We start from the raw sequence: 25,766 nt of genomic DNA on the forward strand, positions 1-25,766 counted from the left end.
GACACAACTGAGGAAATATAAACGAGCTTTAGCATGGAACAAGAGATTATTATGATGAATTGGCGAATGGCGGAAGGAGGAATGGACATGCTTTGGAAAGTGGCGATATTAACAGCAAGTGATAAAGGTTCACGTGGCGAACGGGAGGATACGAGCGCACAGGTTATCCGTGAGCTAGTCGAGGAAGAATTGCATGGTGAGGTTGTAGAATACCGGATTGTGCCGGATGAGGTCAATGATATTTCAGCATCATTAATTGAGATGGCTGACTACTTCCAAGCGGACTTAATTATTACCACCGGAGGAAATGGATTAGCTCCGCGTGATGTGACGCCTGAAGCGACGATGAAGGTGATTGATAAGGAAGTTCCTGGATTGGCAGAAGCAATGCGGTACGCAGCTATGCAGCGAACCCGCAAGGCAATGCTGTCTCGTGCAGTCTGTGGAATAAGAGGCAAATCACTCATTATCAACTTGCCTGCAAGTCCAAAGGGTGTACACGATCATTTGCTGGCGATTATCGACCAGTTGCCGCATGCTTTGTACGCGGTTAGCGGGAATTTGAGCAGTGCAGACGAATTCGAGTAGTGTGCCGAATTTGGAATGATTTTCATAAATTTGTTACAGTTCATTGGTATTTTCTACATATCTAGTATGTTATGATGTATATCATAGCATTTCATTTTATAGAGGCAATGAAAGGTGGAATTACAAGGTGTTTAACGGAATCGGGGTTTCTGGTGTTCTGTTGCTGTTGATTATTGCCTTGTTATTGTTCGGACCGAATAAACTTCCTGAGCTTGGCCGCGCATTTGGCCGCACTTTACGGGAGTTCAAAGCAGGTGCTCGCGATATTATGGGCGATGACGAAGAATCTAAGCCTGTTCGCAAGGAAGTGCAGCATGTAGATGTAGAGAAGTCTGAACAGCCTTCTCCTACGGCTTCGGCGACTCATTCCGAATCACAGCGGCGTTTGCCGGAATAATGCTTCATTGGTGTCACAACCTACTGGCTGTGACCTAGCGAAGATTGCAACAATGTGATGAACAGGCTGGTGTAGCAATGTCGATAGAAAAGGAAGACCAAATGACAATGGTCGAGCACATTGTCGAACTGCGCAAGCGGATTGTTCTCATTCTGGTGGCGCTTGTTATTGGGCTTGTAGGCGGACTTATTATAGCTGATCCGATCTATACCTATTTGCGCAGTGTCGAGCCGGCCAAAAATATCCCCCTGCATGGATTTTCGCTCTGGGATGGCATCAATATTTATATGAAGTTCGCCTTTATTTTTGCCTTGGCGATTACGCTGCCGATTACGCTGTATCAACTGTGGGCTTTCGTTAGTCCGGGCTTGAGAGTGATAGAACGGCGAGCGGCTCTTCGTTATGTGCCCTTTGTGTTCGTATTATTTTTGTTAGGGCTGTCATTTGCGTATTTTGTTGTCTTTCCGATGGCTTTCGAGTTCACTTCTAGTATTAATAAGCATATGGATCTGCAAGCAACGTATGGGATTACGCAATATTTCTCGTTCATGTTCAATATATTGCTCCCGATATCGCTGCTGTTTGAGCTGCCAGTTGTGATCATGTTCCTGACACGAATACGGTTGTTAAATCCGCTTCGGCTGCGCAAAATGCGCCGTTTAGCGTATTTTATCTTAATTGTGTTAGGTACGATGCTGTCGCCGCCGGATGTCATTTCAGACATCTTGGTGTCGATTCCGCTGCTCATCCTTTATGAGTTAAGTGTGTTCTTGTCTTCGATTGTTTATCGCAAACAGATAGCAGAACAGCTTGCTTGGGAGAAAGAGTTCGATGAATCAGCAGATGCGACAATCGCTTAAGTTATAAATGCAGGTAGAGAGAGTGTGATTCGATATGCACTTTTCCTTACCTGCATTTTTTGTTTAAATCAGCCCGTCTTTATAAGCTTTGGACACATAAGGGTTATAAAAAGTTAAAAATTTTTAAGCGAATACCCCCTTGCAATCGAATCTTAAAATCAGTATCATAAGAATTGTTATTAGCACTAACCACTATCGAGTGCTAACACATTACTAATTTTGTTGTGGAGCCTTTGTCCGTACTATCGGGCAGCGGATTCTTCACTTTATAACTCTTGTTTAAAAGGAGGCTATTTTTCATGATCAGACCTTTAGGTGAACGCGTATTGATCGAGGCAATTGCGAAGGAGGAAACTACAGCTTTCGGAATCGTATTGCCGGACACTGCCAAAGAAAAGCCGCAAGAAGGTAAAGTTGTGGCAGTAGGTAACGGAGTGTGGAAAGACGGCCAACGTGTGGCTTTGGAAGTAAAAGAAGGCGACCGCGTGCTGTTCTCCAAATACGCTGGAACTGAAATCAAATTCGAAGGCAAAGAATACTTGATTATGAAAGAAAGCGACATCCACGCAGTAATCGGCGAATAGAGCCGGAGAGCGTATGCGCTCATTTTGCAATCACATGATCACGTTCCAGAGAGGGAACCGCTGAATCACATACATGAAGATGAATGAATGAACATATTGATACGAATTGAGGAGGGTTTCACTAATGGCTAAGGATATTTTGTTCTCTGAAGAAGCACGTCGTGCGATGCTTCGTGGTGTAGATGCTTTGGCAAATGCGGTTAAAGTGACACTTGGACCAAAAGGTCGCAACGTTGTATTGGAGAAGAAATTCGGTTCTCCGCTTATTACGAATGACGGTGTAACAATCGCGAAAGAAATCGAGTTGGAAGATGCATTCGAAAACATGGGTGCACAACTCGTTAAAGAAGTAGCTACGAAAACAAACGACGTTGCTGGTGACGGTACAACTACAGCTACGGTTCTGGCTCAAGCGATGATTCGCGAAGGCTTGAAGAACGTTACAGCTGGCGCGAACCCAATGGTAGTTCGCAAAGGTATCGAGAAGGCTGTTCGTGCAGCAGTTGAAGAATTGCACAACATTGCGAAGCCGATCGAAGGCAAGCAAAACATTGCTCAAGTTGCAGCGATCTCTGCAGCTGACGATGAAGTAGGTACGTTGATCGCTGAAGCGATGGAGAAGGTTGGCAAAGATGGCGTAATCACAGTGGAAGAATCCAAAGGGTTCAACACAGAACTTGAAGTGGTTGAAGGTATGCAATTCGACCGTGGATACATCTCTCCATACATGATTACAGACACAGACAAGATGGAAGCTGTTCTGGACAATCCGTACATCTTGATCACAGATAAGAAAATCTCGACAATCCAAGAAATCTTGCCAGTATTGGAGAAAGTCGTTCAACAAGGCAAGCAGCTCGTTATCATCGCTGAAGATGTAGACGGCGAAGCACTTCCTACATTGGTTCTGAACAAATTGCGCGGTACATTCACTTGCGTAGCTGTTAAAGCACCAGGCTTTGGCGACCGTCGTAAAGCAATGCTGCAAGATATCGGCGCATTGACTGGCGGCCAAGTCATTACAGAAGAGCTTGGTCTGGAATTGAAATCGACTACGATCGATCAATTGGGTACTGCTCGCCAAGTTCGTGTAACAAAAGAAAACACAATCGTAGTAGATGGTGCTGGCAACAAAGCGGACATCGATGCGCGTGTGAACCAAATCCGTACGCAATTGGAAGAAACAACTTCCGAATTCGACAAAGAGAAGCTGCAAGAGCGTCTTGCTAAATTGGCAGGCGGCGTAGCAGTTATCAAAGTTGGTGCGGCTACTGAAACAGAATTGAAAGAGCGCAAATTGCGCATTGAGGATGCTTTGAACGCGACTCGTGCAGCAGTTGAAGAAGGTATCGTTGCAGGTGGCGGTACTGCGCTTCTGAACGTATACAATGCAGTTGCAGCTGTAACAGCTTCTGACGATGAGCAAACAGGCGTGAACATCGTCCTGAAAGCTCTTGAGTCTCCAGTTCGTACAATCGCTGACAACGCTGGTCAAGAAGGCTCCGTTATCGTTGAGCGCTTGAAGAATGAAAAAGTTGGCGTAGGCTACAACGCTGCTACTGGCGAGTGGGTTGACATGATCGTTCAAGGTATCGTTGACCCTGCAAAAGTAACACGCTCCGCGTTGCAAAACGCAGCTTCCGTTGCTGCTATGTTCTTGACAACTGAAGCGGTTATCGCTGACAAGCCAGAGAAAGAAAAAGCCGGCATGCCTGATATGGGCGGCATGGGTGGCATGGGTGGCATGGGCGGCATGATGTAATAGAATCATTTTCGAAGCAATTCGAAGATGGTCGACCGCGCCTAAATTATCTACATTGATTATGAGAAGCTACTCATTCGTTCTCTGAACGTTTGAGTGGCTTCTTTTTTATTGGTTTCTTTTACTGCATATAGATGTTCCTCAGCCATATTCTAGATGGCGATTGAGCGCATCCGTTCTGGTGAAGAGTCTGTTGGTACAGTCTGGTAGCAAATGGCCCGTCTTCGTGGACAAGGCGATCAGTTTTAATCAGTTAATAAGTGAACCTATCCGTTATCGACAAAGCAGCTATTCGCGCACAAGCGCTGGATAGCTGTTCTTTTTGTTGAACTCAGTGATCGAATTCCTGTACACGGAGCTGAAGTTATCTTGATATATCCAGTTTGAGGAATTATTTTTAACATTTTTTTCATTTACCTATTGTATGTAGTGTATCAAGTGATATAATACACTACATACAAATGATACACCAAAGGAAGGAGCTCATTGAATGACATGATTGTTGCGGAATGTGAATCACGTTGGATTTAAGCAAACCACTATACGAGCAAGTGCTCAATCGAATCCGAAGCTCCATCCCGGATCAACTTACAGAGACACGCTGCGGAGAGCAGAGAAATGCTGCATCATTCATACCAAGGTAGGTATGCGTTATTTCCTTAACAATACTAATGAGCGAAATGAGGAGTATTGATGAAGACAGAATTTTCGATAAGACACCCATACTGGGCGGCAATACTTGTAGGATTGCTTTGCACTTTGATGACAGCAACCGGCTTCGCTGTAACGAAGGCTATCGGGTTAGACGATGATCATAGCTTGTTAGTATTGGCAGCTTTTCTCGCTGTATCAGCCATTATTGGGTTTATGATTATGAAGAAGTCACGGTTTTCGTTATATGATTACGGATTCCGTTATAGCGAGGCTAAGAGCAGTAGTAAGGTTATGTTTTACATTCCGCTGCTCGTAATTGAAGTGCTTTCTATTGTAGCGTATGGCTTCAGTGGTGAAATACGTCCGGTACAATATGTGTTTACCCTGTTATTTACGATTTCGATTGGTTTCAATGAGGAAATCTATTTTAGGGGGTTGGCTCTAAGGTACATAGGGGAAAAAGGAATTAAAGCGGCGATCATATGGTCGTCGGTAATATTTGGGGTATTACATATGGCGAATGCATTTGGTGGCCAAAATATTGGCTACAGCTTACTGCAGGTTGTTTATGCTTTTCTGGTTGGTATTGTATTCGCGGAGATTGTATCGATTACGAAGAGCTTGTGGTTCGTAATTGTATGGCATGCCGCACATGACTTTATCTCACTTCTGACAGAAGGCAGTATCGAAACTGGAATTATTATACTACCCGTGCAGGTAGCACTTTTATTGTTTTATGCGATCTATCTTTGGAAGAAGCATATTGCGCAAGAGAGTAGCATCACTAATTCTACCGATCAACAACCTCAAATGTCGCAATGAGCGACTCTATAAGATGAGTGCTTCAGCTCTATTTGCTGGGGCACTCATTTTGTTCTACAGCTTTGTATACGATCATCTTTCTTTGTTCAATACTTTCCTTCTGAATCAGTTTCTACTCTACCGCCTTGTTTAGGGAGATGCCTGTGTCGAGCATTCGGCGGTTAAAATTTTTATACCCTCTTTTTATACACCCTTATTGCAAACATATAAGCATCATCGTATCCGTATGTCCGCGCAGTAGGTCGGATGTGATCTTGTTCTCGCTCATACAATCACCTCCACAACTGCATAATAAAATATATTACACTGACAGTCAAGGTACTATATTTATTATAATACTCTGTTCTAAATAAATGGTGCATCCCCCTGGCTAGATCGCGTGATTCCTTTTTTTTGCTTTCACTTTCTTTTACAGACACTCCATATGGGGATGACCTGGATATTACAATTTGGAGGTAGAATTCAGTAGCAATACATCTACCATTCTGTAACAGATAACAAAGGAGAGAGAAAAGATCACATGCGAATACGCAGAAAATGGTTGTCTCTGGCATTGCTGGGGAGCATGCTGCTTGGCGTGCTGCAGCCCGCATTGGCGCAAGCTTCACCTGGATTCGATTATACTAAGGTGCCGAAGCTATTAATTACAGAGCTGGTGCCAGATACGAAGAATGTGAATTCGGCCGACGGCTATGAGAGTATTGAGATTTACAATAATACGAACCGAGACATCAACTTCAGAGATTACAAAATCGTGTATAACAACGGCAGCAACAATGACTGGTCGCTTACGGATAAGAAAGTGCCCGTGATCATCAAGCCGCATCAGACGATCGTGCTCTGGATCATGAACGGCAGTAATACGAACGAGACGGCTGATGCATTTAATAGCAATTATACAATTAACGGACATACGTCCAATTTGATCGAAAACACGAATTTGTTCCGGATTGATGCCGGCGGAGGCATGGCGAATACGGGAGAACGCAGCGTAGCGATTCATACGCTAGGCGGTGTCGAGATTGCCAAAGCGGCTTATTCGGTAACCAAGTCCAAAGAAAATTACGGCATTCACTATAATTATCCAATAGATGCAAGTAAGAATATGGCGATGATAGGCGCAGCGGAATCGCAACCGGCTTCCCCGGGAACCGTTGAGGCGAATCAAGTACCGGCATTCCCTTCGGATATCGGGGAGCCGCCTGCTGCTACGACTCTGAATTTCGATCACGTGCCGGCAAGCAAGACGCTCGTGAATCAAGATGTGCCGATCGATGCGTCCATTACAGGCAACCAGACTTCGGTTACCGCTTCCGTCTACTATAAGACAGACGTTCAGACGGCTTATACGCCGCTAGTGATGGCATCGGCTGACGGCGTAAAGCATACGGCTACGATTCCGGGCCAAGCGGTCGTTGACGGCAATTTGCTTCAATACTATATTGAAGCGGCGGACGGCAATCAGCCGCCGGAGCGTTCGGGTACATATGCGGTCGAGATCGAATCTTTGCCGCCGGTACAAGGGGACAAGCTTCAAATCGAGCATACTTCGGCGAAGCAAGTCGAAGCGAAGGATCTGCTCATTACTGCGAAGCTGAACCATCCGGATAAAGTCAAAGTTGACAAAGTAGAGCTGCTGTACAAGTCGCCATCGCAGGCGAAGTACACCCTTCTGACAATGAAGCAGCTGCAACCTGATGGCAATGATTATAGCGTTACCATTCCGGCGAATGCGTTCGTCGAATCTACGCTCGATTACACCATTCGTGTGAAAGACGTCGAGAAGAGCTACTCCGTGGATGTCAATATCCCGCCATTTAACGCAGCAAAGGTGCCGTCCTTGCTGGTGACAAAGATCGTTCCGAACACGACGAACGTGCCGAACACGTCATCGGACGCATTCGAAATGATTGAAGTGTACAACAATACCGATGCACCGATCGATTTCAAGAACTACAAGGTCAACTATCGATATCCTGATGATGGACCGGAAGCTGATTTGAAATGGCCTACGACCAAAGAAGATTTCATGATTCCTTCTCAGCAGTCGGTTGTGTTCTGGATTAAGAACGGCGCGAACAATAGCTATACGGCTGCGGATTTCAACAACTTCCACAAGACAAACTTGGTTGAGGATGCGAACCTGTTCGTAATCATGAGTGACGGCATGGCGAATTCGGGTCGCCGTGGTATCGTCATTAAGACGAACACGGGCAAAGAAATTTCTTATGCCAATTATGACGCAACGACCGTATATGAAGGCGGCGTGAGTGACGAGACCAAGGAAGACAAAGCGATTCTATTCAAATATCCAATGGACGGCAGCATCACGATGATCAAGACAAGTTCCGGGCTCGCGGCGCCTGCTCCTGGCGTGATCGATCCGGCGCTCGTTCCGGCTGTGCCTGTACATGTCGAGCAAGACACGACGCCGCCAAAGGCAGAAGACCGCTCTGGCATAACGTCGGTAGAGCAATCGCAGAACCTTGATCTGAAAGCTTTTGCGGATGATGAGAGGCAAGTGGCGACAGTAAAAGTCTATATCCGCACGGACAAAGAAGCGGATTATACCGGTTATGCACTGACGCAGAATTTCACTGATTCGTTGTATCATTATCTCGTGCCTGCAGCTACGCTGATCGGCAGCAAGTATATTGAATATTATTTCATGGTATCTGACGGTACAAATGAGGTGGAGACGGTAAAGGCCAAGGTGGACATCACCGGCAAGCCGGGTCATGATCCGCTCCGTCTCAACGTGAAGAACGGGGATATCGTGAACGGCACGAAGACGTTGAAAGGGACGTCGGAGACAACGCCTGCGAATACGTTGAAGTTAAGCGTAGACGGCCAAGCGATTACACAAGGTTCGTTCGATGCATTAGAGCATGATGCATACTTCGTCTTCGAAGCGAAGAACGTGGACTATTATTTCAAGAATGCCGTCACGATGGGGCCGGAGAGCGAGAAGGATAAGACGATCCTCTATACGTTCATGGATCCGATTCCGACGTATACGACATTGACTTTTAAAATCGATGCGAGCCGCTTCCATATTGGTGCGGATAACGTGATCTATATTCGTGCAGGTTCGAAGACAAGTCCATTCGATGACCGCAAGGAAGAGAATAAAGACGATTTCGAAGTACGAAACGTACGCTTAATGCTAGCGGATGGTACCGAGATTTGGGATCCACTCTACGTGAAGGGTAAAGAAATCAAGATCGGCGACAGCCCGGGAAAAATGGAAGGAATCGGTTTCAACTTCAATCTGGATGCGAAGTACTTCCAGTCGCGCGCCTATGCTTGGGATACGACCAAAGTGGCGGACGGTGCGCATCAGGTGAAAGTGACCGATAGCAACAACGTTGACGTGACAGCGAATGTCACGGTAGACAATACGCCGCCTTCGATCAAGCCGAATGTTGAAGAAGGCAAGCAGTACCGCGGCAGCTTCAATCTGGATGCGGAGATAAAAGACCAGATTGCCGGCGTAGACCAAGTGATCGTGAAGCTGGATAACCAAGATATTAAGCTTCCCTATGTTTTATCTTCCGGCAGCATGAAGGCGGGCAAGCACACGCTGACGATTACGGCATCCGATAAGGTGGGCAATCAAGCGGAGCGTACGGTCACATTCACGACGCCGGAGGAAAATCCGCTGAAGCCGGAATTGATCGCGCCAACGCAAGGTCAATCCGAATTGGGCGGCAGCGTGGGTCTGAAGGTGAAAGTGCAGGATCCGACGAATGATCCGATGAACGTCACGTTCTACAGAGGCTTCCAATATGATGGCAACCGCACTGCAGAAGGATTCACAGGCTTCATGAACGCATCCGATACCGAACCGCCGAAAGTCATGATTCCGGAAGGAGAGCAGACATTAACGGCGGAGGATTACCGTAAGATCAGCGCAGAAGACGGCGATTACTTAGTCAATGACGCAGTGGAGCAATTCCCATACCAACGTTATCAGATTAAGCTTGACCCAGCGGTTCAGAAGACAGACCGCGTCGATATCGTCTGGAAGGGCAAATCGATCGAAGGACGTAAAGTCAGCTTGTATGCTTGGAACGAGAGCGCGAAGAAATGGGTGCAGCTCGTTACCCGCATTGCAGGCACAGAGGATTTCGAATTGAAGTCCACGGTTAAAGTTGAAGACTATGCAATGGGACAGACAATCCAGATCATCGTGCAAGATGAGATCGCGGAGATGAAGGAACTCAAGTCTGATACGGCCCAAGATACGTATGATTTCTCCTTCGTATGGATGTCGGATACGCAGTACTACTCGCAGAGTTATCCTCAGATTTACAAGAAAATCGTGAATTGGGTGAAGGATAACAAAGAGAGCAACAATATTAAATATGTCATCCATACGGGAGACATCGTCGATAAATCCTATCAAGAGTATCAATGGCAGGAAGCGGACGAGGATATGAAGGTGTTGGAAGATGCCAACATTCCTTACGGCGTGCTTGCTGGTAACCATGATGTTGGTCACCAAGACAACGACTATACGAAGTACTGGCAGTATTTCGGAGAACAGAGATTCAAGGATATGCCAACGTACGGCGAGTCCTATCAGAACAATCGCGGACACTACGATCTCGTTTCGGCCGGAGGCAATGATTTTATCATCGTCTATATGGGCTGGGGCCTGGGTGACAAGGAAATCGACTGGATGAATGAGGTCGTGGCGAAATATCCGGAGCGTAAGGCAATCTTGTGCTTGCATGAATACATGCTCGTATCCAATAACCGTGCCCCGATTGCCGATAAGATTTTCGAGAAGGTCATTAAGCCGAACAAGAACGTCATCGCGGCATTGTCCGGACACTATCACGATGCGCAGCTGAAGATCGATGAGCTGGAGGACGACAACGGCGAGAAGCGCAAAGTCTATCAGATGCTTGCTGACTATCAAGGCGCGCCGGAAGGCGGTCTCGGCTATATCCGTCTGATGCAGTTCGACATGAAGAACAACAAGCTTCACATCAAGACGTATTCGCCGTATCTGGACGATTATAACTATTACGATCCTGAGTTCTATCCTGGCAAAGACGAGTTTTCGCTGGATTTGGATTTACAGCCGAAGACCAAACGCGTCGCAACCGACTACATCGGCGTGAAGGTCTATAGTGAATTGCCGATCGGCAAAGTGAATAACGTGAAGAGCGGCCAGCAGGCAGCTTTTACTTGGAACGGTCTCAAAGGCGATAGCTACTATCAATGGTATACGAAGGCAGAGGACGGCAACAGCGGTCAAGTGTTATCGGATATTTGGGGCTTCTATACGGGTAAGGTGAGTAATCCTGATCCAGGCCCTGGTACTACGAAACCAGATCCAAAGCCAGAACAAAAGCCTGGTACAAAACCTCAACCTAAGCCGGAGACTTCTTCGGACAAAGGGGTTATAAGCATTAAAGCGGGCGCAGATGGCGCTTATGCGGTAGATCGCGCTGCGCTTGAAAAAGCAGTCAATGAAGCAGAGCACGGCAAAGTGGAGATTAAGCTTGAGGCAGTGGCTTCGGAACAAGCGGCTCAGCTCGCGTTGGATGCGGCTGGTGTGCAAAAAGCGAAAGAACGCAAATTGAGTATTGAAATTGTGGGATCTGGATTTACCGTGATGATTCCGGCAGCTTCCTTGCCAAATGACATTGCAGATGCGGATCGCATCGTACTTCATATTGATCCGACGATGAATTCCTCAATCCAGACGGCCGTCAACGCGGCAATCAGCTCGAACGGTGAACTGAAGTCGACAGGCGTAGTCTTTACGATTAAGCTCGTTACGTTCAAAGGAAAGACAGAGACGGCGGTTCAGCAATTCAGCGGTTCGATTACCGTGAAGCGTACGCTAACGGCAGAGCAACAGAAGCAGCTGCAAAAAGAATACGCGAATATGTATCGTCTGGTCGGCGGCAAAGCAGAGATGATCGCGGGTACGTTCGATGGGAGCACAATTAGCTTCACGACTGATCAATTGGGGCAATTCGCAGTGCTCGAGGTTCACAAGCAGTTCGCTGACTTAATCGGCGGTTGGGCTGATGAGTACATCCTCAAGCTGGCTGCGAAGAATATCATTAGGGGGATGGAGAATAACCAATTCCGCCCGAACTTGCATGTATCGAGAGCGGATTTCGCGACGCTCGTCATCCGTGCTCTGGGTATCCAAGCAGCAGAAGGACAGACGCCATTCGCGGATGTAGCGGCAGACCGTTACTATGCAGGCTATGTGAGCAAAGCGGCTGAACTGGGATTAGTACAGGGCAGCAACGGCAAATTCCGTCCGACGGAGCCGATTACGCGCCAAGAAGCGGCGGTGATTCTGAACAAAATGGCAGAATACATGAAGAAGCCAATTTCGGGATCGTCCTCCGTGCCAGCATTTGCTGACTTGGGCAGCATTTCCGGCTGGGCGAAGGATGCGGTGACGATGCTGCAAGCAGCGGGTATCATTAATGGCAAAGACAACAACCGTTTCGATCCGCGCGGCTCAGTAACGAGAGCGGAAATCTCGAAGATGCTGTATATAATGTTGAATAAGTAACGAATACGCGCAGAACCCAAAAGACCGTCAGGGATCATCCTGACGGTCTTTTCATGAGCTGGAAGTTCAAATGCAAGCATACGAGGCTGAAGTATCAGCTTCAAGATGGACGCTGGATCAAGACCTTGTTGTGGGCTTAATGGAAGATTTGAATGTTGATCCAGCTGTATAGAACATACCGTTTAAGTCATACTAATTGCGACCGGACAGTTGCAGAGGCGTAAAAGATCCCTGTTTCCGACTTCTTCAATTTTTAAAATTTCAAAAAAATGGTGTTGACAGACGGTTTAATAAGTTCTAAGATTGTCAGTAATCTAATATTGAATAACCCGATGAAAGAGCGAAGTAGCAATGTTGTCACTGTTCTCAGAAAGCCAGGGGTTGATGCGACCTGGTACACACAATGAATTGCGAATTACACTCTGGAGGTTCTTAGGTAACGCTAAGCGGATTGGCAATCGATATCATTGCCGAGAGTGGTATGAATAGTGGCTGCAGCACTGTTCATGCAAGCTGGGTGGTAACACGGTTAATTAATCGTCCCTATGTCTACAATAGACAAGGAGACGATTTTTTTGTTTTTCTAAACCTATAAGGAAGCGTTTTGAACTTACATTCCCAATTATCAAATATAAATTCACACCAAGGAGCTGAATCACAATGATGAACATTATCGACGAATTGGAATGGCGCGGTGCCATTAATCAACAGACAGATGCTGAAGGTTTGCGTAAATTAACAAGCGAGAAATCGATATCATTATACTGTGGTGTTGACCCTACTGGGGACAGCATGCATATCGGGCACTTGATTCCATTCATGATGCTGAAGAGATTCCAGCTTGCAGGACACCGTCCGGTGATCTTGATTGGTGGAGCAACAGGGACAATCGGCGATCCAAGCGGCCGTACAACAGAGCGTACGCTGCAAACGATGGATCAAGTCCAAAATAACGTAGATGCATTGACTGCGCAAATGAAGAAGCTGTTCCTGAACGAAGGCGAAACGGGCCTGCGCATGGTGAACAACTACGATTGGACTCATAACGTAACAATTCTTGATTTCCTTCGCGACTACGGGAAGAACTTCAGCGTCAACACGATGCTGGCGAAAGATATCGTAGCAAGCCGTCTCGATACGGGGATCTCCTTCACTGAGTTCTCGTACCAGATTCTTCAGTCGATGGACTTCCATCACTTGTTCGTTAATGAAGACGTACAACTGCAAATCGGCGGCGCGGATCAATGGGGTAACATTACAAGCGGCCTTGACTTGATTCGCAAAAAAGAAGGATCAGAAGCTAAAGCATTTGGTTTGACAATTCCATTGATGCTCAAAGCAGATGGTACGAAATTCGGTAAAACTGCTGGCGGTGCAATCTGGCTCGATCCGAACAAAACGACTCCATTCGAGTTCTACCAGTTCTGGGCAAACACAGATGATCGTGACGTAATTAGATACCTGAAATTCTTCACATTCTTAACGCAAGAGCAAATCAAGACGTTGGAAGAGAAAGTACAAACTGAGCCGCATAAACGTGAAGCTCAACGTGTACTTGCTGAAGAAATGACCAAATTCGTTCATAGCGAAGAAGCATTGGTACAAGCTCAGAAAATTACAGCTGCCTTGTTCAGCGGAGATATCAAAGCGCTGACTGCAGATGAAATCGAGCAAGGCTTCAAAGATATGCCTACATTTCATGCTTCTAAGGAAGAGAAAAACATTGTAGACTGGCTCGTTGATCTTGGTATCGAACCATCCAAGCGTCAAGCGCGTGAAGATATTGCGAACGGTGCAATTTCGATGAATGGAGAAAAAGTAACGGATCTGGAAATGACAGTTACTGTGGACAATTCCTTCGATGGCCGCTTCATTATTATCCGTAAAGGTAAAAAGAGCTACAGCCTCGTGAAATTGGGAGAATAGTTGCTTATGAAATTTGGAGAATAGCTGCTACAGCTATTCTCTTTCCTTTATCTCCTTTAGTTAGGGGGCAGGATAACCAAATGCCAGAATCGTGGAAAAAATCGCTGCAAAGTGCTTTACTGAATCATCGCATTATATCGGCTATCAATCAGGACATGCAAGTCAATTGGCTTATGCTCGATCTCGGGATTGCCGAAGTGGCTCTCGATCAACTGAATGAAGAACTTGACCGTATGCTGATTGCGTTCAATCGATTATGCAAGTATAAACAGGTAAAGCAGATATCGCTAGGCTGCTTTCGAATGTTGGATATTATACGAAATGAAGAGAGTTGCCAGCCTAAGCTACATATTCTGCTTCCAACAATTAAGAGTTATTTTCAAGGCAGGTATTATATTAAGGCAGAGTCGTGGTTGTCTCTATGGTGCAGAGCTTTGGATAAAGAATCTGTAGACCATGTGACCGTGAACGTGAAGGTTGTGAACCCAAAGGGCGATCAGCAGGCGACTGTTCAAAAGATGGACGAAGGCTTGGACAAGCTTGTAGTGAATAGGGGACAACGAAGGTTGGAGAGTAGTGAGCCAAGTACCCTACTCCCTTCTCGCAGATTAATCGGATACAGCAGAGTGATGAAGGAATATATGGAGAAGTTGAAGCCTGACCCTGTATATGAACTGAGCGAGTACCGAACAGAAGATGTCGTAGCGAACGCTGCATTCGAAATCATGCTCGATTGGTATCCTGGGATACGGCTCAAATAGATCATCATCCTAAGAAATAGAGTCATCATTTATTTTATTATAGATGATAGAAGTTTGAAGGACTGGATTGAGACAAAATCCAGTCCTTTCTTTGTACGGAACGTCACCAATGAATGCTGCTTGGTTCAAAAAAGTGGGAGTTGAAGAGAAATTATACACTTTCTGATGCAGATTGAGCGCATTAATCTATAAAGGCAATAAAAAGATCAAAAATTGAAATGTTTGGCTATGATATATTTCACAACTAAAATATGAGGATTATCATAGGAAAATAAGAAAGGGTACATGTTTTGATATAAGAAATAGCCGATTTCAACATAATTACTTACCAAATTAATCCTCCGCATTTGTGTCTGCGTACTTCAAGCATTTGAGTGGAATTTGATAAAAAATAGAAATAGAGAGGGTATTATCTATTTCTGAGAGGTTTCCCTTACTCCAGCAAGCCGCTAAACATATTCCCCAGCATGTATAAGTATTCCCTTTTGTATTTTCTTCACTCTTTGTTCCCCAATCCAGTTTTGCCCTCAATTACGTTCAACCTTAGGGAATAAGAACAACTTCCCCAACGCATGATAGTGATATCGTCTAGTAGGCAACCAATCCCCATGTGTGCTTTTATTTCATGATTGAAAGGATGTGTGTTCAATATCAATAAATAAATGATAGATAAGATGAAATGATGTATATATAAAAATACTATTTACCGCATTTATATTCACTATTTCACCCTGGAAATGCTTTTACCTATAGAAGCGAAAAACCTTTAAAGCCTTCATCGAATTGCTGGAAAAAGCTTTAAAGTATTTGCTAACAAGATTCTGGAAAATGACGAAAAAACCTTATGTGACAAGGTGTTGAATCGAATTGACAGAACAAAAAAATGAGGCGTATACTGACGGTGCAAGTTAATCGATTAACAAAACTATATAAATAATTTCATATGATCAAGGGGTGAGCTCGAAGCGTTTCAATTGCATTCCTATAGTTTCAATTCATACCTTATTCATTGATTTGAATAATTTAGGAAGATTGAAAAGGTTAGACAACTGAGAGAAAGAAGGATAGATCAATGGCCAATTCAAAAAAGTTGACGCTATTCGGGTTAATTGGGATTACGATGGCGTTCTTCGGTACTGTTCGTAGTGTGCCGACACTTGCCGCCACCGGCTGGACTCAAATCTTTTATATGTTGGTTGCAGCCGTATTGTTCGCCTTGCCAATCGCGTTGATGTCAGCCGAGCTGTCAACAGGGTTCCCTGAAGAGGGCGGACCGCAAGTATGGGTTAAAAACGCTTTAGGCGAGAAATGGGGCTTCGTTACCTCATGGCTCTTATGGGTACAAATGTTCTTCGGGATGGTAATGGTCGCATCCACAGTAGGGGTTCTATTCGGATACGTCATTAATGTTCCCGATTTATCATCAAACAATTACTTCATATTCGCAGTTATCCTGATTTCATATTGGGGCGTTACATTATTGAACTTGAAGTTCGATATGGTCAAAATTGCAGGTAACTGGGGCGCAATTATCGGGGTGTATATCCCATTCGTTATTCTTGTAATCCTGGGTCTTATGTATATGTTCAAAAATGGAATTAACCCACAAGGTTACTTGGCTGACTTCAAAGCAAGCAATTTGTTGCCGAATCTAAGCGATTTGGGAAGCTTGGCATTCTTGTCCGGTATCATCTTTATCTTCGCTGGTGTAGAGATCTCCTCTGTACATGCGAATAACATTGAAAATCCGAAACGCAACTATCCGATTGCAGTTATCGCTTCCGTTATCCTGCTGGTTATTTTCAACCTGATTGCAGGTCTTACTGTAGCAAACGGTGTTCCAATGGGGAAAATGGAACTTGCGAACATTACGCAGCCTTACCTGATCTTCTGTGAAGACTTAGGCATTCCATCAATTTTCGTTAATATTATATCGGCAATGATTTTGATCGGTGTACTTGTTCAACTTAGTGCATGGGTACTTGGACCAAGTAAATCGATGATCAAGGTCGCAGAAGATGGTAACTTGCCGCCATTCTTCCAAAAGAGAAATGGAAAAGGTATTCCAATTTCGTTCGTATTGATCCAAGCGATTGTTATCTCGTTAGTTTCCGTTCTTTATATCGTAGTACCTGACGTAAACAGTGCGTTCTTGATTATCACAATTACAACGACAATTCTCTATTGTCTCGTATATGCTTTTATCGCAATTTCAGCAATTCGTCTTCGTTACAAAATGCCTGAAGTCGAAAGACCATTCCGACTTGGCAGCAAAGGCAATGGCTTGATGTGGTTCGTAGCTTTGCTGGCCTTGTTGAGCGTAGGCATTACATTGGTTGTTAGCTTGATTCCACCATCTATTCTCGAACCAAGCCAAACAACGGGTTATATCATTTATCAAGTAGGCGCAACAATTGTTATGGTGGGCATCGCCCTTATCATATATAAATTCAAGAAGCCAAGCTGGAAAAAGAGTGAATAGTTTCACAAATTAAGTGCTTCATCAATTCGTTTCATCACATTCAATTCATTTATACATCACGGGAGGAATAGAACATGAACTATCAAATTCCGGAAATTAACCTGAAAGCATTATTCCTTGGTTCTAAAGGCGAAAACGTTAATCTCTTCAAAGAAGTATTGAATAAAATTGTGGACGAGCATGTTGGCTGGAGACAAAACTATCAACCGCAAGATTTGCCAGTCATCTCTCCTTTCGATAAGAGCTCTGAGAGCTTCCAAAATACTGCAGACCATATGCGCAGCGTATTCGATCAATTGTCTTCCAAGCTTCGTTCCGAATCCTTGCCTTGGCATACAGCAGGACGCTTCTGGGGTCATATGAACTCTGAAACATTGATGCCTGCGATTATCGCTTATACAGCAGCAATGCTATGGAATGGTAACAACGTAGCTTATGAATCTTCTCCGGGTACATCCCAAATGGAAGAAGAAGTTGGACATCAATTGTGCAAAATGATGAGCTATCGCGAAGGACATAGCTGGGGCCACATCTGTGCCGATGGTTCCATCGCGAACTTGGAAGGTCTCTGGTATGCACGTAACATCAAGTCCTTGCCGCTTGCAATTAAAGAAGTTGCACCTGAGCATGTAGAAGGCAAATCCGAATGGGAATTGCTCAACATGCCTACGAATGAAATTATGGACATCTTGGACAAAGTTCAAGACAAATTGGATGATATCAAAGCAAAATCCGCACGCAGCGGCCGTTATTTGGACAAGCTTGGTAAATGGTTGATTCCACAAACAAAACACTATTCCTGGTTGAAAGCAGCCGACATTATCGGTATCGGCTTGGATGCTGTTGAAGCAATCGATGTAGACAGCAGCTATCACATGGATATTGAAAAGCTGGAAACACGCATTCGTGAACTGGCAGCAGAAAATACGCCAGTCCTTGGGGTTGTCGGCGTAGTCGGCAGTACAGAAGAAGGTCAAATCGACCATATTCATAAAATGGTTGCCCTTCGTGAAAAATTGGCGAAGGAAGGCATTTACTTCTATATCCATGTCGATGCAGCTTACGGCGGATATGCACGTTCCATCTTCTTGGATGAAAATGATCAATTCATCGAATATAACAAAATTAATGAAGTATTCAAGAAACACAATGTCTTCACAGATATGAGCTTGAAGGACGAATGGCTTACTGAAGACGTATATGAAGCCTTCAAAGCAATGAGCCAAGTTGAATCCATTACAATTGACCCGCACAAAATGGGCTATATCCCTTACTCTGCAGGTGCAATTGTTATTCAAGATATCAGAATGCGCGATGCAATCTCTTACTTCGCAACATACGTGTTCGAGAAGGGTGCAGATATCCCAGCATTGCTCGGCGCGTACATTCTCGAAGGTTCCAAAGCAGGTGCAACAGCAGCAGCTGTATGGACAGCTCACAAAGTATTGCCGCTTAACGTTACAGGCTTTGGTAAGTTGATGGGCGCAAGCATCGAAGGCGCTTATCGCTTCTACAACTTCTTGAAGGAAAGAACATTCAACGTTAATGGCAAAGTGATTAAACTTCATCCATTGACTAAACCAGACTTCAACATGGTTGACTATGTATTTAACGAAGAAGGCAACACAGACTTGGAGAAAATGAACAAATTGAACCATGAATTCTTCAATTACGCTTCCTATGTGAAGGGCGGATTGTATAACAACGAATTCATCACTTCTCATACAGACTTTGCAATTCCTGACTATGGCAACAGCCCATTGGAATTCGTCAACAGCCTTGGATTCAGCAGAGAAGAATGGGATCGTGTTGAAAAAGTTACAATCCTTCGTGCTTGTGCCTTGTCTCCATATGCTCATGACAAAGACGTATTCGAAGAATATGCGCTTAAGATTGAGAAAGCTATTCAAGACAAGCTGGAAAAAATATACTTGTACGAAATGTAAGTTTCAAATTTATAAAATGGAATGCGTAACAATCTTCGGTTGTTGCGCATTCCTCTTTATCCAAGGAGTGCTGGATATGACAAACATCAAAAAGGTATTAACGGTTGCAGGTTCGGACTCTAGCGGCGGCGCTGGACTACAAGCGGATCTGAAAACGTTTGAAGAATACGGAACATTTGGCTTCTCTTCCATTACTTCCATCGTTACGATGGATCCGGATAACAACTGGCATCATGCCGTATATCCGATTGATCCTGAACTTGTTCGCAATCAGATTAAAACCGTACTATCTGGGGGCAAACTAGATGCGATGAAGACAGGCATGCTCGGTTCCATTCCTGTGATCGAACTGCTTAGAGAGGTTATTGACCAGCACGACATCACGAATGTCGTCATCGACCCAGTTATGGTGTGCAAAGGCGAGGATGAAGTTGTTCAACCGGAAAACGGTGAAGCCATTCGAGAGCTTCTGCTTCCTAGAGCAACGGTTGTGACGCCCAATTTATTCGAAGCGGGACAGCTTGCGGGAATTCGCAAAGTTAGCACGCTAGAGGATATGAAGGAAGCTGCAACCAAGATTCATGAGCTTGGAGCACAGCACGTAGTCATTAAGGGTGGCAAGACATTGGAAGATCAGAAGGCTATTGATCTGCTGTTCGATGGTCAATCGTTCACATTGTTCGAAGCAGAGAAGCTGGATACGAACCATAATCATGGTGCAGGGTGTACATTTGCGGCGGCTATCGCTGCTGGTCTTGCGAAGGGGATGTCGGTCAAGGATGCAGTAGCTACAGCGAAGCAATTCGTTACAGCAGGCATTGGAGGCGGATTCGCGCTTAATCAATTTGTAGGACCTGTATGGCATGGTGCGTACAATAAGGCTGAACAACGCATGAATTGCTAAACACAGCAGGTATATGTCCAATCTATAGACCCCATTTGCGAGCGCAGCATTGCAATAGTTGGTCATGAAGGAGTTCGGCTTATATGAAGAAAGAAGAGGTTACACTGAAAGAAAGCCTATTTCTTTTAGTTGTTTTATTAGCCATTATAGGAGCTTGTATTATCGGCTTAAGCATGGATCCACAAATTCCGATACTATTCTCTCTGGGGATTATTATCGTCTTCGCTAAAATAAAGGGCATATCTTGGGATCGCGTTCACAAAGGAATATCGAACGGCATTACACCCGGATTAATCCCTATTCTCATCTTTATGCTAATTGGAGCCTTAATCAGCGTGTGGATTGCAGCAGGAACAATTCCGACGATTATGGTTTATGGCTTTGGCATCTTGTCCGCTAAATATTTTTTGCCTTCTGTTTTTATCATTTGTGCAGTCGTTGGTATTACAGTAGGGAGCTCATTCACTACGATCTCAACTGTAGGTATTGCCTTCTTCGGAATGGGGCAGATTATGGGATACCATCCCGCCATTACGACCGGGGCAATCATTTCAGGTGCATTCTTAGGAAACAACGTCTCGCCTTTATCGGATACAACGAACCTGTCCTCGGCCATTGGTGAGGTTGACTTGTTCGAACATATCCGTTATATGCTGCGAGTTGTTATTCCCGCCTTCCTGATTTCGCTTTTGTTCTTTGGAATTGTAGGTCACGCGAAGGTGCTGACGACAGGCGAACAAATCAATGAACTTGTTCAGACTTTGAATTCGTCATTTACCGTATCTGCATGGACCTTGATTCCGGTATTGGTACTCTTCTTATGTGCATGGCGCAAGATTCCGGCCATCCCGACTTTGCTGCTAAGCATTGTCTTTACCATCGGAGTTCTGTTTATTTATCACCCAGAAACAAGCTTGGCAAGCCTGTCTAAGCTGATGCAGGATGGTTATGTTGCGCAGACAGGCGTTGAGAGCGTGGACAAGCTGTTGTCTCGCGGCGGTATCCAGAGCATGATGTGGTCTGTATCCCTTATTTTGCTTGCATTATCATTAGGCGGGCTGTTGGTAGAAATGAACATCATCAAAACGATTATTTCTCGCATCTCTTCATTTGTTAGCACAAAAGGAAAGCTGATTCTGATGACGGCGCTTAGCTCGATGGGGATTAACCTTCTCCTTGGAGAGCAGTACTTGTCCATTATTTTACCGGGAGAAGCGTTCAAGTCTCAGTATGATGCGATTGATGTGGGACGCAAGGAAATGACGAGAATACTCGCCAATGGCGGAGCAGCTTTTAATGCGCTCATTCCTTGGGGCGTCAGTGGGGTATTTATTACAGGGACACTCGGCGTATCGACACTTGAATATTTGCCGTTCGCTATTTTCTGTATTGTTGCACCGCTTCTCAACATTTTGTACGGTTTCTTGGGAAAATCTACGAAAGCTTCCAAAGCTTCCAAAGCAGCATAATCGCAAACGATAAGAAGAAAAGTTGGTGCATAGAGCCAGCTTTTTTTCTATGGAAGGTGCTGCTCTTCTTATGAAATATGTGGTATTAATTACTAATGAAAAATAATGCTATAATATGTTATACCTATTTCAGATACTTGGAGAAAAAAATCACATAACTGGATATGTCATATGAATGACCTTCTAATCCCACCTTCAACATGATGAGATTGGAAATCAGCCAGTCAGTACTCAAGGAGGTAAACATATGTTAATAGAAGAGCTGCAGGGGAAAGCGTTAGATGAATTTTTCCAAGGGATTTTATCTTTGGAGACGATTGAAGAGTGCTATGCTTTCTTTGATGATTTGTGCACAGTAAATGAAATTAAGACGATGGTTCAGCGTTTTCAGGTTGCGAAGATGCTGCACAACCATAACACATACAGTGAGATTGAAGCTGAGGCGAATGCAAGCACGGCTACCATTTCACGCGTTAAGCGATCCTTGAATCATGGCAACCACAGCTATGAATTCGTATTCGCACGTATGAAAGAACAATCAGAGAACAATCCAGAGAAGTAAGTTTCCAATCTTCAGACTTTGCGTACGATGTATCTGCGTACAATGAATACCTCTCCATGCAAGCTTTTGCACCTAGAAGGAAAATCAGCCTTCAAATCAATTCATTCTTTGTGATACGATACAATTTTCATACCATTAGGGAGAAGGAGGGGGACTAAGCTTCGCTGCATCATTACGAGATAAGCGAAATGCCCAAGTCGCCCCTTATCATGCATGTTACTCCTCAACAAGCTCCTTGAATGATTTCACCTTGCCATGCGCATGCGGTGTTTGCTTGCGGATTTTATCGGCGTTTTCCCGGCGATGTTTAGGAATGGACATGGATGATAGCCTCCTCTTGAAATGAGCCCAATAAGGCATAGTAAGTTTGCGGCTGGATAGATGCAAGCATCTGTCTAGCCGTGCTGCACTCGGTTCAATCGTGAACCGAATGTGTTGTTAATATGAGCTGGATTCATAGCGACTATCCCCGCCAATGTTAGGGGGAGAGGGGTTATGGATTCTTTTGACATGGAATTGGGTGTTGTGATATCTTTTATTTAGACATTTATCTAAATGTCTAATGGGTTCTAATTCTGTGGCCGGGGGGATTCCAATTGAATAAATCAGCTTGGAAATGGATGATGGCAGCATGCTTGCTGCTCGGGAGCGCAGTCCCAACTGCATTTGCGGAGGAGACGAAGCAGGAAGCGGCATCAGAAAAGAAGGAAACTGCTAGTATGGTGCAACTGCGGCAAGCGGCGAACGCAATTGGAGCTTATGTAAAGTGGGATCAGAGTACGAAAGAAGCAACGGTTACTTATGGGGATCGTGTATGGATCGTACGCAGCGGGTCTGTTGAATCGACGATTAGCGGCCAACCGTTGAAGCTGACTGTGGCACCTAGAGTGGAGCAAGGAACTCTGGTTGTACCTTGGAACGATCTGTGTGAAGCCCTGCACATTCAAGCGAAGTGGGTAAATGGGAAAGTGGAAGCAGAGACGTCGGACTGGAAGACGCGTGCGTCTCAATTTGTCATGCAATTCGCAGCAGCCGCTGACCGTCCGGAAGCGGTGGAGCAGATCCAATCTTCTCTGACTCCGGCACTCAAGAAAGCGGGTCACGTGTACCCGATCGGCATGTTTGCCAAGCAAATTACGACGATGTTCGGGCAGCCAACCCAATTGATCCAAGTCACGCAAACTGAAAATGATGTGCATCGCAATGCTGCCGTCTCATTCAAGACTGATAAAGGCTCGGTATTATCCGTGGTACTCCGTTATGCTAAGGACGGCTTGGTGGATGATATGTATTTCAACTTCGTACCCCAAGGTCAGTATCAAGCCCCATCCTATGATGATAAGGGTGCTTATAGAGAAGAGTCGATCGTAATCGGAGAAGGGGAATTCAAGCTGCCGGGCACACTGACAGTGCCAGCGACAGGAGACGGAAATTATCCGGTTCTGGTGCTTGTACATGGATCGGGTGCGAATGATCGAGATGAATCGATCGGCAGCAGCAAGATGTTCCGTGACCTGTCCGTCGGCCTTGCCAAGCAAGGGATTGCAACGATTCGTTATGAGAAGCGGACGCGTGAATATTCGTATCAGTCCACCGCAGTTCCACGCTTTACGGTGAAGGAAGAGACGATAGATGATGCCCTTCATGCGGTTGCTTGGGTGGCCCAAGACAAGCGGCTGAACAAGCAGCAGATCTTTGTGCTTGGCCACAGTCAAGGCGGAATGCTCGTGCCTAGAATTCTTGCTCAAGATACTGCGAAGGCAATTCGGGGAGCTGTAGTTGCAGCAGGGCCATCTGGCCCGCTTGAGGATCTCATGCTGACGCAATTCGAAGGCCAATTGGCTCGTGCAAAGGAGTCGAAGCTTCCAGAGCAGGCAATTGCTCAATTGGAAGCACAAGTAGCAGCATGGAAGCAGTCCCTTCAAATCATAAAAAATAAAGAATATACAGTCGACAACTACCCGGCAAATTTGCCAATCGGCACACCTTCTTGGTGGTTTGATTTCCGCGATTATTATGGCGGAGACATTGCGAAGACTCAGCAAGTTCCGATGTTCCTCATCCAAGGGGACAATGATGTCCAAGTGGGCAAGGAGCATTTAGACGGCTGGAAGAAGGCGCTGTCGGCTCGTACCAATGTCGCATACAAGCTGTATCCGAAGCTGAACCATGTTTTTGTACCGTATGATAAACCATCGACTGGAGAAGAATATATGCTGCCGGGCAACGTACCGCTTGATGTTATTACTGACATGGCGAAATGGATAAAAACTCAATCCTAATGATATCGTTGCCGTTATACACGTCAATATAGCATTGGCTTATAACCAAGAGCGTGATAGTCTAGATAGCTAGGCTATGCGCTCTTTGTGATTTTTGAGTGGAATGATTTATGCGTTATAATGGATAAATAGTCAAAGGGGGGCTGGTCATGCGACGTACGAAAAAACCGCGAAAACGCAGAATCGGGCTTCTGATCTCCCTTGTTCTCATTATTTTGGTTCCCTACATATTGGTGAACAGCACACCTGCATTAACGGCGCTGTTTGTAAGAAAACTATTTGAGACTCCAATCGCGACCCAGCCAGCAGGGTATGCTTCGTATAGCAGCCAAGTGCAGGTTCAGCATGATTTGACCTATCCATCAAGGTATAAGGACAACCGATTCGATATATACTTGCCACAATCATCAAGCGCCGAAGGAGCGAAATCATACCCGACTATTATCTGGGTGCATGGAGGCGCGTATGTTGGAGGGGATAAGAAGGATCTTGCGATTTTTTCCACCATGTTAGCAAGTCAAGGTTATGTGGTATTGGCGATGAATTATGAGCGCGCACCAGAAGCCAAATATCCTACGCCTCTTTTGCAACTGGATGAATGTTATCAATATGTGAAGGCAAATCCAGATCGCTTCCCGATTGATACAAATCGGCTATTCTTTGCTGGAGATTCGGCAGGAGCACAGATTGCCAGCAACTATACAGCTATTCAGACGAACTCAGATTTGGCACGTCAAATGGGTATGGAGCAAGCAGTGCCACGAGACACGATAAAGGGAATGCTGCTGTATTGCGGCCCATTCGATCTTCAACTGTTCCACAGTACGAAGTATTCACTGCCTGTGCAATTTTTCTTGAATCAAGTAGCTTGGAGCTACATCGGAGAGAAGAATTGGCATGAAGTGGAGAAGGTGAAGTTAGCTTCGGTTGTGAACTTTGTGACGAAGGATTATCCACCAACCTTTATTACCGATGGCAACAAAAATTCATTTGAGGAGCACGGAAGAGAGCTGGCTGCAAGGCTGGAGGCGGTGAATGTCCCGGTTCATTCGCTCTTTTTCGTGCAGAATGAGGCGATTACCGAGCATGAGTTTCAATTTAAGTTAGATACCGAGTCTGGAATGAAGGCATTGGAGCAATCTTTGTCATTTTTGAGGCAGTACGCAAGCAAATAAAAAACAGGAGCCAATATGCACAAAATAAGACAAAGCATA

Annotated in this window: 17 protein-coding genes and 1 other annotated feature; of the genes, 16 read left to right on the forward strand and 1 reads right to left on the reverse strand. The window is 45.1% G+C overall.

The window, feature by feature from the left end:
- Positions 1-87: 87 nt before the first annotated feature.
- The 14 genes from RQP50_RS01400 to RQP50_RS01465 all read left to right on the forward strand — a co-directional run bounded on the left by RQP50_RS01400 (position 88) and on the right by RQP50_RS01465 (position 22,270).
- Complete coding sequence (locus RQP50_RS01400) at positions 88-588, forward strand: MogA/MoaB family molybdenum cofactor biosynthesis protein (protein ID WP_028531653.1); 501 nt, start codon at positions 88-90, stop codon at positions 586-588.
- 127 nt (positions 589-715) lie between these two features.
- Positions 716-985, forward strand: coding sequence for a twin-arginine translocase TatA/TatE family subunit (locus RQP50_RS01405; RefSeq protein ID WP_021254328.1), 270 nt, complete (start codon positions 716-718; stop codon positions 983-985).
- 77 nt (positions 986-1,062) lie between these two features.
- Entirely contained in the window at positions 1,063-1,845 is a 783-nt protein-coding gene (tatC, locus tag RQP50_RS01410; RefSeq protein ID WP_072727401.1) for a twin-arginine translocase subunit TatC, read from the forward strand.
- A gap of 299 nt (positions 1,846-2,144) precedes the next feature.
- Positions 2,145-2,429, forward strand: a complete 285-nt coding sequence (gene groES / locus RQP50_RS01415) for a co-chaperone GroES (protein ID WP_021254326.1) — start codon at positions 2,145-2,147, stop codon at positions 2,427-2,429.
- A 124-nt stretch (positions 2,430-2,553) separates the two neighbouring features.
- On the forward strand, positions 2,554-4,191 hold the full coding sequence (gene groL, locus RQP50_RS01420; protein ID WP_021254325.1) for a chaperonin GroEL: 1,638 nt from the start codon (positions 2,554-2,556) through the stop codon (positions 4,189-4,191).
- A 693-nt stretch (positions 4,192-4,884) separates the two neighbouring features.
- Complete coding sequence (locus RQP50_RS01425) at positions 4,885-5,667, forward strand: CPBP family intramembrane glutamic endopeptidase (RefSeq protein ID WP_051614011.1); 783 nt, start codon at positions 4,885-4,887, stop codon at positions 5,665-5,667.
- 520 nt (positions 5,668-6,187) lie between these two features.
- Positions 6,188-12,220 (forward strand): S-layer homology domain-containing protein, encoded by a 6,033-nt coding sequence (locus tag RQP50_RS01430; protein ID WP_315742674.1) that lies wholly within the window; start codon positions 6,188-6,190, stop codon positions 12,218-12,220.
- Between the two features lie 323 nt (positions 12,221-12,543).
- Positions 12,544-12,768, forward strand: a binding site (T-box leader).
- Between the two features lie 115 nt (positions 12,769-12,883).
- A complete protein-coding gene (gene tyrS / locus RQP50_RS01435) occupies positions 12,884-14,146 on the forward strand; it encodes a tyrosine--tRNA ligase (protein WP_315744524.1) in 1,263 nt (420 codons plus the stop codon).
- Between the two features lie 80 nt (positions 14,147-14,226).
- Entirely contained in the window at positions 14,227-14,907 is a 681-nt protein-coding gene (locus RQP50_RS01440) for a protein rep (RefSeq protein ID WP_315742676.1), read from the forward strand.
- A gap of 1,072 nt (positions 14,908-15,979) precedes the next feature.
- The gene (gene tyrP / locus RQP50_RS01445; RefSeq protein WP_021254320.1) at positions 15,980-17,389 is read left to right on the forward strand and encodes a tyrosine-tyramine antiporter; all 1,410 of its coding nucleotides are present in this window, start codon (positions 15,980-15,982) and stop codon (positions 17,387-17,389) included.
- 74 nt (positions 17,390-17,463) lie between these two features.
- Positions 17,464-19,335, forward strand: a complete 1,872-nt coding sequence (gene tdc, locus RQP50_RS01450; RefSeq protein WP_315742678.1) for a tyrosine decarboxylase — start codon at positions 17,464-17,466, stop codon at positions 19,333-19,335.
- Between the two features lie 76 nt (positions 19,336-19,411).
- Positions 19,412-20,239 carry a pyridoxine/pyridoxal/pyridoxamine kinase gene (pdxK, locus tag RQP50_RS01455; RefSeq protein WP_021254318.1) on the forward strand — a complete coding sequence of 276 codons (828 nt, stop codon included), beginning with the start codon at positions 19,412-19,414 and terminating at the stop codon, positions 20,237-20,239.
- Between the two features lie 83 nt (positions 20,240-20,322).
- Positions 20,323-21,708: a Na+/H+ antiporter NhaC gene (gene nhaC, locus RQP50_RS01460; RefSeq protein ID WP_174810417.1), complete on the forward strand. Its 1,386-nt coding sequence runs from the start codon at positions 20,323-20,325 to the stop codon at positions 21,706-21,708.
- Positions 21,709-21,955: 247 nt separating this feature from the next.
- Complete coding sequence (locus RQP50_RS01465) at positions 21,956-22,270, forward strand: YerC/YecD family TrpR-related protein (RefSeq protein ID WP_065291372.1); 315 nt, start codon at positions 21,956-21,958, stop codon at positions 22,268-22,270.
- Between the two features lie 216 nt (positions 22,271-22,486).
- Here RQP50_RS01465 and RQP50_RS01470 read toward each other — a convergent pair whose 3' ends face one another.
- Positions 22,487-22,591 (reverse strand): DUF6254 family protein, encoded by a 105-nt coding sequence (locus RQP50_RS01470; protein ID WP_005543954.1) that lies wholly within the window; start codon positions 22,589-22,591, stop codon positions 22,487-22,489.
- A 275-nt stretch (positions 22,592-22,866) separates the two neighbouring features.
- On the opposite strand from RQP50_RS01470, the gene RQP50_RS01475 reads away from it, so the two are divergent.
- Together RQP50_RS01475 and RQP50_RS01480 are read left to right on the forward strand one after the other, a co-directional pair.
- Complete coding sequence (locus RQP50_RS01475) at positions 22,867-24,552, forward strand: alpha/beta hydrolase family protein (protein WP_315742690.1); 1,686 nt, start codon at positions 22,867-22,869, stop codon at positions 24,550-24,552.
- A gap of 149 nt (positions 24,553-24,701) precedes the next feature.
- Complete coding sequence (locus RQP50_RS01480) at positions 24,702-25,727, forward strand: alpha/beta hydrolase (protein ID WP_315742691.1); 1,026 nt, start codon at positions 24,702-24,704, stop codon at positions 25,725-25,727.
- The last annotated feature ends 39 nt before the right edge of the window (positions 25,728-25,766 follow it).

Origin of the sequence: Paenibacillus suaedae, assembly GCF_032337355.1 — a bacterium.
GTDB classification, from domain to species: domain Bacteria; phylum Bacillota; class Bacilli; order Paenibacillales; family Paenibacillaceae; genus Paenibacillus_B; species Paenibacillus_B suaedae.

What these genes read in the sequence shown, in the direction of transcription:
- RQP50_RS01400 (WP_028531653.1), top strand. Translation starts at nt 88, where the DNA reads ATGCTTTGGAAAGTGGCGATATTAACAGCAAGTGATAAAGGTTCACGT.
- tatC (WP_072727401.1), top strand. Translation starts at nt 1,063, where the DNA reads ATGTCGATAGAAAAGGAAGACCAAATGACAATGGTCGAGCACATTGTC.
- groES (WP_021254326.1), top strand. Translation starts at nt 2,145, where the DNA reads ATGATCAGACCTTTAGGTGAACGCGTATTGATCGAGGCAATTGCGAAG.
- groL (WP_021254325.1), top strand. Translation starts at nt 2,554, where the DNA reads ATGGCTAAGGATATTTTGTTCTCTGAAGAAGCACGTCGTGCGATGCTT.
- RQP50_RS01425 (WP_051614011.1), top strand. Translation starts at nt 4,885, where the DNA reads ATGAAGACAGAATTTTCGATAAGACACCCATACTGGGCGGCAATACTT.
- RQP50_RS01430 (WP_315742674.1), top strand. Translation starts at nt 6,188, where the DNA reads ATGCGAATACGCAGAAAATGGTTGTCTCTGGCATTGCTGGGGAGCATG.
- tyrS (WP_315744524.1), top strand. Translation starts at nt 12,884, where the DNA reads ATGAACATTATCGACGAATTGGAATGGCGCGGTGCCATTAATCAACAG.
- RQP50_RS01440 (WP_315742676.1), top strand. Translation starts at nt 14,227, where the DNA reads ATGCCAGAATCGTGGAAAAAATCGCTGCAAAGTGCTTTACTGAATCAT.
- tyrP (WP_021254320.1), top strand. Translation starts at nt 15,980, where the DNA reads ATGGCCAATTCAAAAAAGTTGACGCTATTCGGGTTAATTGGGATTACG.
- tdc (WP_315742678.1), top strand. Translation starts at nt 17,464, where the DNA reads ATGAACTATCAAATTCCGGAAATTAACCTGAAAGCATTATTCCTTGGT.
- pdxK (WP_021254318.1), top strand. Translation starts at nt 19,412, where the DNA reads ATGACAAACATCAAAAAGGTATTAACGGTTGCAGGTTCGGACTCTAGC.
- nhaC (WP_174810417.1), top strand. Translation starts at nt 20,323, where the DNA reads ATGAAGAAAGAAGAGGTTACACTGAAAGAAAGCCTATTTCTTTTAGTT.
- RQP50_RS01465 (WP_065291372.1), top strand. Translation starts at nt 21,956, where the DNA reads ATGTTAATAGAAGAGCTGCAGGGGAAAGCGTTAGATGAATTTTTCCAA.
- RQP50_RS01470 (WP_005543954.1), bottom strand. Translation starts at nt 22,591, where the DNA reads ATGTCCATTCCTAAACATCGCCGGGAAAACGCCGATAAAATCCGCAAG.
- RQP50_RS01480 (WP_315742691.1), top strand. Translation starts at nt 24,702, where the DNA reads ATGCGACGTACGAAAAAACCGCGAAAACGCAGAATCGGGCTTCTGATC.